Below are 7,403 nucleotides of genomic sequence, written 5' to 3'. Positions count from 1 at the left end.
CCGCCATTGAGGGCGAGGACGTCCGTACCGGTGCCGCCGCTGATCGTCTCGGCCAGGCCTGTGATGTCCGCGGAGGTCGCGGCAAAAGTGTCCGCGCCTGTGCCGCCGATCAGGTTGTCGGCGCCGCCACTGCCAGAAATCAGGTTGGCGCCGTCGCCCGCATTGATCGTGTCGGCACCGCTTGTACCGGTGATGGAGTCTGCGGAGGCGGAGCCAGAGATCAGCTCGATGCTGTTTAGTGTGGCGCTGGAGAGATCGAAGGCGCCACCGCCATTGAGGGCGAGGACGTCCGTGCCGCCACCGCCGCTGACGGTCTCTGCCAGGCCTGTGATGTCCGCCGAAATCGCGGCAAAGGTATCGGCGCCCGTGCCGCCGATCAGGTTGTCGGCGCCTGCACCGCCGGAGACCAGATTGGCGCCGTCGCCCGCATTGATAACGTCTGCACCGCCGCCACCGGCAATGGTATCGGCACCGCTTGTACCGGTGATGGAGTCTGCGGAGGCGGAGCCGGAGATCAGCTCGACGCTGTTCAGCGTGGCGCTGGAGAGATCGAACGCGCCGCCGCCATTCAGCGCCAGCACGTCCGTACCGGTGCCGCCGCTGATCGTCTCGGCCAGGCCTGTGATGTCTGCGGAAGTCGCGGCAAAGGTGTCGTCACCGGCATCGCCGGAAAGATTGTCGGCCCCGGCGCCGCCGGAAATCAAGTCGTTGCCGTCCCCGCCGAGCACCACGTCGGCATCGTCGCCGCCGAGGATCGTGTCGTTTCCTGCACCACCCGTGATGGTGTCCGCGCCGGCAAGCCCGGAATAGGAGTCATTGCCAGCAAGAAGGTCCACGGTATCCGCGCCGGCCGTCCCCGTCAGGACGTCGTTGCCGGTCGTGGGGCCGGCGACTGTGTAGATGATATTGTCGAGCCCGACCCGCCAGTTGGAGGTTCCGGTATAGGAGACGGTAAAGGATGAAATGCCGGTCCAGTCACCGGGATTCAGGGTCGCGATCGCGCCGACGATGCTCCCGGAATCATCCGCGAGCGTCACTGCCGTGCCGGAGCTCGGGGTGAAAGTGTAATTGCCCTCGCCGGTCAGGTTCGTGAATTCGCCGATCTGGAATTGCGTGATCGTGACCGGGCTTGAATAACTCAGCGTATATGTCGTCGTGTTCGCTATCAGACCGGCATCGACGAAGCCCGAACTGACCCCGGCCATTGCCGTGGCGTCGGAGCGTTCGACGCTGATCGTGACGCCAGGGTCACTGACCACCAACGTGGTGGTGGATTGGATCGTTGTCACGACCCCGAAAGTCGTTTGCGCCAACGTATGGGCATAGCGGGCCATGCTCGCCTGAGAGAAAGCGGAATGCGCGGCCGGGAAGGCTCCCCAGCCCCAACCGGCGCCGACGGGAACAGCCGACGCCGTGACATCCACGTCGAGTCCCGCTTCGAGCGCGGCGATGAATTCACGGCCCTGGTCACCGGCGCCGACCGAACAGCCATAGAGGACGAGGTCTGCGTCATCCGCCAGAGCTTCCCGAATAGCGCGCAGCCGGCCTTCCGACTGCGTGAGCAGCGCCGTATCAACCGTGGTTCCGGCCAGAAGCAGGGCTCCCGGCTCACCATGGGAGAGGATGTGGAGACTGGAGAGATCGCGCTCTCCTGCCAGCGCCGCCGCTATCTGTCCGAGCGGGTCGCCGTCTTTCGCAAGCCGGACCACCGTGATCGACGGAGCGACGTCCGTGAGCAGTTCGGCGCAATCCTGAACATCCGGATCAACGAAGAGATACCCCGGATGATTAAAAAGGGCAGAACGGGTGCGCGGCATTGCGGTAACCGACATTAGTGTCTCCAGTTCGTACAATTGCGGCCGGGTGCCTGGATTTATTGGCAGGACGCATTTGCTTTCTTGCTTAGGGTTGGCTTTTGTTTGGTTCGGCTTCCCGAGATGAACCGGAAAACCCAAAGTACAGGGGGAATATACAGGGGGTTAATTAACGCAATCTAAAGAGAGCGCCGTGCGAGCATCTTAATATGTACGGGGTAATTTTTTCTCGCTAATCGTGTGCGTGGCGAAAGGTAATCGAACATTTTGACAAAATGCCGGAAACGGCCAGAAGCAATTGATCTATCGAAAAATTCATCTGATGGTTGGTGCTCTCGAATGTTCACTTCCACTCCCGTTCTGGGTGGCCACCTTCAGTGGGGGCAATTTGTGTGCCCGTGGTTTTGGGTTTAAGTTAAGAGTGATCTGTGTGGAATCCTCAAGTTGATCTTCATAGTATGCAAGCATTGATATTGCAAAAATTTTATCCATGAAATTACTGTGACTGGATGGCGCACGCGCCATAGTGGCAGACATAGATAAAGAGAAATTATTGAGTTGTATTTTATTAACAGACATTAAGCATGTTTATGGAAGTAAAAATGGTAGTATTATTTTTTATACAAGTAAAAATTTTATAATGTCTTGGTAGAAAATTGAATTCTGCTTTGTGTGCAAGAGCTTTGATTTCTCTGTCTAGAAAGGTGTGCGGTTAATCAAAAAATTGAATTAAATTAGAATAAAAATATATTATTTAGGTTGCGCTTCATTGGCGCGGTGGCGGCGACAGGCTGGGTGGCATAGAGTGAAACGAGAACTGCAGGTGTGGCCCGCTTGGTCATCTATGTCAGGGTTAAGTATGGAATCTGGCGGTGTCTGATAACTCCCTGCACCCTCTTGAAGATGCCAAGCGCAAATATCACGCCGGGCTTCGAGCACGTGCCGCGCGCATTTGCAGTCGCATTCCCGAAAGTGATTTTCACTACCCGCAGGCGCTTGTATTGCTCGGCACCATCCGGGCAGAGACGGACCGGGTGGAGGAAGCAACGGCACTGTTCAAGACGGCGGCCAGGCTGATCCCGGATAACGCACAGATCTGGATCAATCTTGGTAATGCGTCCGGAAGATCAGGACATCTGCAATATGCAGATGGATGTTTTCGCCGGGCGATGTTGCTTGCGCCGGGTGTTAACGACACTGCCCGTGGGCTTGCAGCCCTGGTACACACCACCGACAGAAACCGCATGTTGCGGCGGTGTTCGATTCTTGCGCCGCTGGACAGCAATGCGTATCTGCAGCTTGGGTTGGAGCTGAAACAGTCCGGCAGATTCGAGGAGGCGTCGCACCACATTCGCCGACTGTTAATCCTTGAGCCGGCAAACGTGGACGGTGCTTACCAGCTTGCGAACGTGCTTCTCGACCTGAATAACCCCGACGGGGCCAAATCGTTTTTCTTGCGCACTTTGCAGATCGCCCCGCGCAGCGGGACAGCCAGGAACAACCTTGGGTTAATCGCATTCGAGAATGAGGATTTTGAACAAGCCGAAGAATGGTTTCGCGCGGCGACCGCAGCAGCGCCTGGCCTTGCGGAAGCGTGGAGAAACCATGCGCGTGCGCTTGCAAAACTAGACCGGAAAACCGATGCGCTGGAGCCGTGCAAACGGAGCCTGATGATGGAGCCGGCAAATCAAACGGCATGCATGGATATTGCCGGACTTTTGCCGACCCAAAAATGGGCAAAACGGACGATATCAATCGATCCGACAGCACATGAATTTTATAACAATATGGCCGTTTTTGCGACCCAGAACCCTGGCCGGAAAGGTGTCGAGCCCTGGCTCCGGCGCAGCGCGATCGCCAAACCGGAGCACCCCGAAGTCTGGTTCAGACTCTCCGCCGACGCAGGCCACCGGAGCGATTCCGAGGCTGTGATGAAGCATGGCCATCGGTCACTCTTTATTTCAGACAGCTATGCCCATGCGCGCAACAATATAGCTTTTGCTTTGCTGGGAGAGGAAAAATTCGAAGAAGGCTGGAGGACTCACACGCGCAGACTGGAGACGCCGGAGGGGCGTGAAATCCTTCGGCGCTTTGCTATTCCGCAATGGCAAGGCGAAGCAATTGAAGGAAGACATCTGCTGCTTTGGGGCGAGCAGGGCATAGGTGACGAGGTGCAGTTCCTGACGCTTCTGAAGCATGTTCTTCGAGGCGTGGCACAAGTCACGGTGCTGACTGAGCCCCGCCTCCGGCCTCTCATCAGGCGCAGCTTTCCAGATGTCGTGGTCCCGGATGTAGATGGCCCGGGTGGTGAGGTCGAAAGCCATCACGGCGCCGACTTCCATCTGGCGATCGGTGATCTGCCGCACCGTTTGCAGTTGTTCTGCGGCGGAGAGGTAACTCCGGAACCTTGGATTATCGTCGACCCGGCCCGCGCGAAGGATTTGTGCGCGGAGTTGCAGGCCCGACATCCCGGAAAGCGTCTGGCCGGGATTACCTGGCGTTCGGCAGCACCAACCGGGGCGCGGCGCTCGATCCCTCCGGCACTCTGGGCGGGCATCGCTGGAGTTCCCGACACTGCGCTGGTATCGCTTCAGTATAATGTGCTGGACGAGGACATGGCAGCGTTCAAGGCAGCCGGCATACAGGTCGACACCAGCCATGGCGTCGACCCCATGCAGGATCTGGACGGTCTCGCCGCCCTGACGTCGGCAATGGATCTCGTAATCAGTCCGCCGAACAATACCGTTCACTTCGCGGGCGCTCTGGCGGTGCCTTGCTGGGTGATGGTGCCGACGCGGCCCGACTGGCGCTGGGGGCTGATCCGGAAGGATTCCCTCTGGTACCCGAACACGTGCGTATTTCGTCAGGAAACGGACGGAGACTGGGCCGCGGTCCTGTCTCAGGTCGCCAGTAACTTGAAATCATGGACAAACTCATAGCTTGAGTTTGTGTTCTGTCCGCCGGAGGGTGAAACGGCGGATCTATCCCAGCTCCCATCCGGTTGCTGCGGAGAGTTCGGCCTTCGAAACACCGATCACAGTGACAGTGCCACCATCGGAGAGCGTAACTACGGTATTGCCGTCCGTCTCCGTGCCAGCGCTGACGCGGAGGCCGCTCTCCAGCGCCATCGTGTCGGTCCCGGCCTGGAAGTCGTTCACTCTGTCGCTGCCGCCTCCGAAGGCGAAGACGAAGGTGTCGGCTCCGCCGCCTCCAGCCAGTGTATCGTTGCCGTGATCGCCTTCAAGCCGGTCGTTTCCGGCGCCGCCTGAGATCAGGTCGTTGCCACTACCGCCATAAAGGCTATCGTCACCGAGATTGCCGTTGAGACTGTCGTTCCCGGCATTGCCGTAGACGATGTCCTCGCTCTGGCCACCATAGAGGAGATCGTCATTTTCGCCGCCGGAGAGCGTGTCGTTGCCCTTGTTGCCGTAGACGACGTCATTATCATTGCCGCCAAACGCGGTGTCCGCACCCTGGCCGCCATAAAGCGTGTCCATGCCGCCGCCACCGAAGACATAATCGGTACCCTGGTTGCCGTAGACAATGTCTTCGCCCCAGCCTGACCCGACAGTATCGCTGCCGCCGCCGCCTGCGAGCGTGTCGTCCTCGGCGCCGAGCGAGATGAATTGAGCGGCATCGTCGCCAACCACGTAGTTCTGGCCGCTGCCGCCGTTCACCGTCGCACTGCCTACGATGGCAGCGAACTCGATATTGTCGAGTTGCAGGGTTGACCCCGACGGCAGGCCGGACGTGTCGATGACGAAGGCTTCGGAGCCGGAACTTGTGCTCAAGTCGCCGGTGATCTGGACGGTCTGCGCCGTCGAGCCCCCGCCGGAGAAGGTGATCGAGCGGATATCGAGATTCAAGCCACCGGAGCTGGAAATAAAGGTCTGGCCGTGTCCGTCGAGGAAGCTTTGCGCGCCTGCGGTGGGTGCGGTTGACTGGATTTCGCCGGTCAGGGTGGTGCTGGCCGTACTGCTCGGCTGCGCGGTGGAGGTGCCGGAGGTTGTCAGCGATATGCCGGTCGGCAACGTCGCCGTCACCACGTTGCCGTTGCCGGTATTCTGCACGAGCGCGCCGGTGGCGGTGCTGCCGCTGGTGTTCGCCAGGGTGCGCCCGGTGGAGGTGCCTGCGGTGTCGGCAGCGGTCTGGTTGGTCACGGTCAGGCCGCTGCCGGAAGAGCCGCCGGATGAACTTGTCGCAGGGACAGTTGCTACGGTGATGGTGCTGTTGCCGCCGGAGAAGAGGGCCTCATACTTCACGCTGCCGGATGTGCCGGTGAGGTTCAGCGTATAGCCGCTGCCAAGATCAATGGTGCTAGCGGCGGTGCTGCCGTTCAGGCCGGAAAGATCAGTGCCGGTGATGACGATTTTGTCCCCGGCCTCGAGACCGGAAATCGTGTCGCCATTCATTTCGCTGGCGCTGCCCGAGAACGTGTCGTTACCGGTTCCGCCGATCAGGGTGTCAAAACCCGAGCCCCCGGCGATCAGGTCATCGCCCGTGCCGCCGTCGATCAAGTCTGCACCATCTCCACCTGAGAGCGTGTCGTTTCCGGCTTCACCAGAGAGTGTGTCGGCGCCGCTGCCGAGTGAGACCACGTCATTGCCAGCACCGGTAGACAGCTTGTGCGCGTTCGTTGTGTGCCCGTTGATGGTGTCCGCGCCGGAACTGCCGGAAATGAGCTCGACATTCGAGATACTGGTGCGCGAAAGCTCATATGAGCCGGTGCCGAGGCTTATGGTGTCGTCGCCGGCACCACCGTCAATCACTTCGATGAATATCGTTTCGTTGAGGTCGCCGCTATTGATGGCAATCAGATCGTCGCCGTTGCCACCCGAGACCGAATCTGCGCCGATTCCGCCGGAAAGTGTATCGTTGCCATCACCGCCGGTGAGATTATCTTTGCCGGCGAGGCCATTCAGCAGATCATTGCCGCCATATCCTTTGATTGCGTCGTCGGTGGCGCTGCCATTGAGCGTCTCATCCGTGGCAACGAACTGATTACCTTCAACGAGCAGCCCAAGACGGTGCGGGTAGGTTTCGAGCGCGGTGCTGCTTATATAGGAAAATGCAGCCAGTAGAGCTGCCCAACCGGCAGTCCCGCCGATGTCCGCGTCCGCGGCTTTGACCGTCGCGCCGGTCGCGTTGCCCAATATTCTCAGGAAAGTTCGCCCCGTGGTGCTCGCCCCAGTGGAACAGGACATCAGGACAATCTCTGCGTCCGGCGCAAGTGTGTCACGGATGCGGGACAGGGCTCCTCCCGCGTCTCTCAGCGCTGTGCTGTCGATTTCTCGGCCGCACAGTCTGAGGCTTCCCGCACTGCCGTGGGATAGGATGACAATGCGCTCTACCGGAGCCGTCCGTATCTCCGCGAACGACGCTATTGCATCCAGGGCATCGCCGGTTCTTGGCAGTCGTTTGACGATTGTTCCGCGATTGAGACCAGACAGAATCGTTTCGGGACCCGGGACTTCTTGGTCGACGAAGAACAGGGTATTGGATGCCATGGAAGAAAGGCTGGAAGGGCGTGCTCCAGGGAAGGCATGCGTCATGATCGGGGCTCTAACTTTCTGTCAGCGTCAACCGTAT

3 protein-coding genes are annotated in these 7,403 nt (G+C 59.4%); 1 reads left to right on the top strand and 2 read right to left on the bottom strand.

Annotated features, from left to right (window positions below):
* Positions 1-1,832: DUF4347 domain-containing protein (locus tag VOI22_RS19945; RefSeq protein ID WP_323798198.1), on the bottom strand; the 1,832-nt coding region annotated here is incomplete at its 3' end.
* A gap of 1,151 nt (positions 1,833-2,983) precedes the next feature.
* Here VOI22_RS19945 and VOI22_RS19940 point away from each other — a divergent pair.
* Positions 2,984-4,753 carry a tetratricopeptide repeat-containing glycosyltransferase family protein gene (locus tag VOI22_RS19940; RefSeq protein WP_323798197.1) on the top strand — a complete coding sequence of 590 codons (1,770 nt, stop codon included), beginning with the start codon at positions 2,984-2,986 and terminating at the stop codon, positions 4,751-4,753.
* Between the two features lie 42 nt (positions 4,754-4,795).
* On the opposite strand, the gene VOI22_RS19935 is transcribed toward VOI22_RS19940, so the two are convergent.
* The gene (locus VOI22_RS19935; RefSeq protein ID WP_323798196.1) at positions 4,796-7,366 is read right to left on the bottom strand and encodes a DUF4347 domain-containing protein; all 2,571 of its coding nucleotides are present in this window, start codon (positions 7,364-7,366) and stop codon (positions 4,796-4,798) included.
* Positions 7,367-7,403 lie beyond the last annotated feature (37 nt).

It is taken from the genome of Nisaea sp. (assembly GCF_034670185.1).
Taxonomy (GTDB): domain Bacteria; phylum Pseudomonadota; class Alphaproteobacteria; order Thalassobaculales; family Thalassobaculaceae; genus Nisaea.
The sequence above is the reverse complement of the archived record's forward strand: the minus strand, read 5'-3'. Positions and strand labels throughout refer to the sequence as shown.

What these genes read in the sequence shown, in the direction of transcription:
- VOI22_RS19940 (WP_323798197.1), top strand. Translation starts at nt 2,984, where the DNA reads ATGTTGCTTGCGCCGGGTGTTAACGACACTGCCCGTGGGCTTGCAGCC.
- VOI22_RS19935 (WP_323798196.1), bottom strand. Translation starts at nt 7,366, where the DNA reads ATGACGCATGCCTTCCCTGGAGCACGCCCTTCCAGCCTTTCTTCCATG.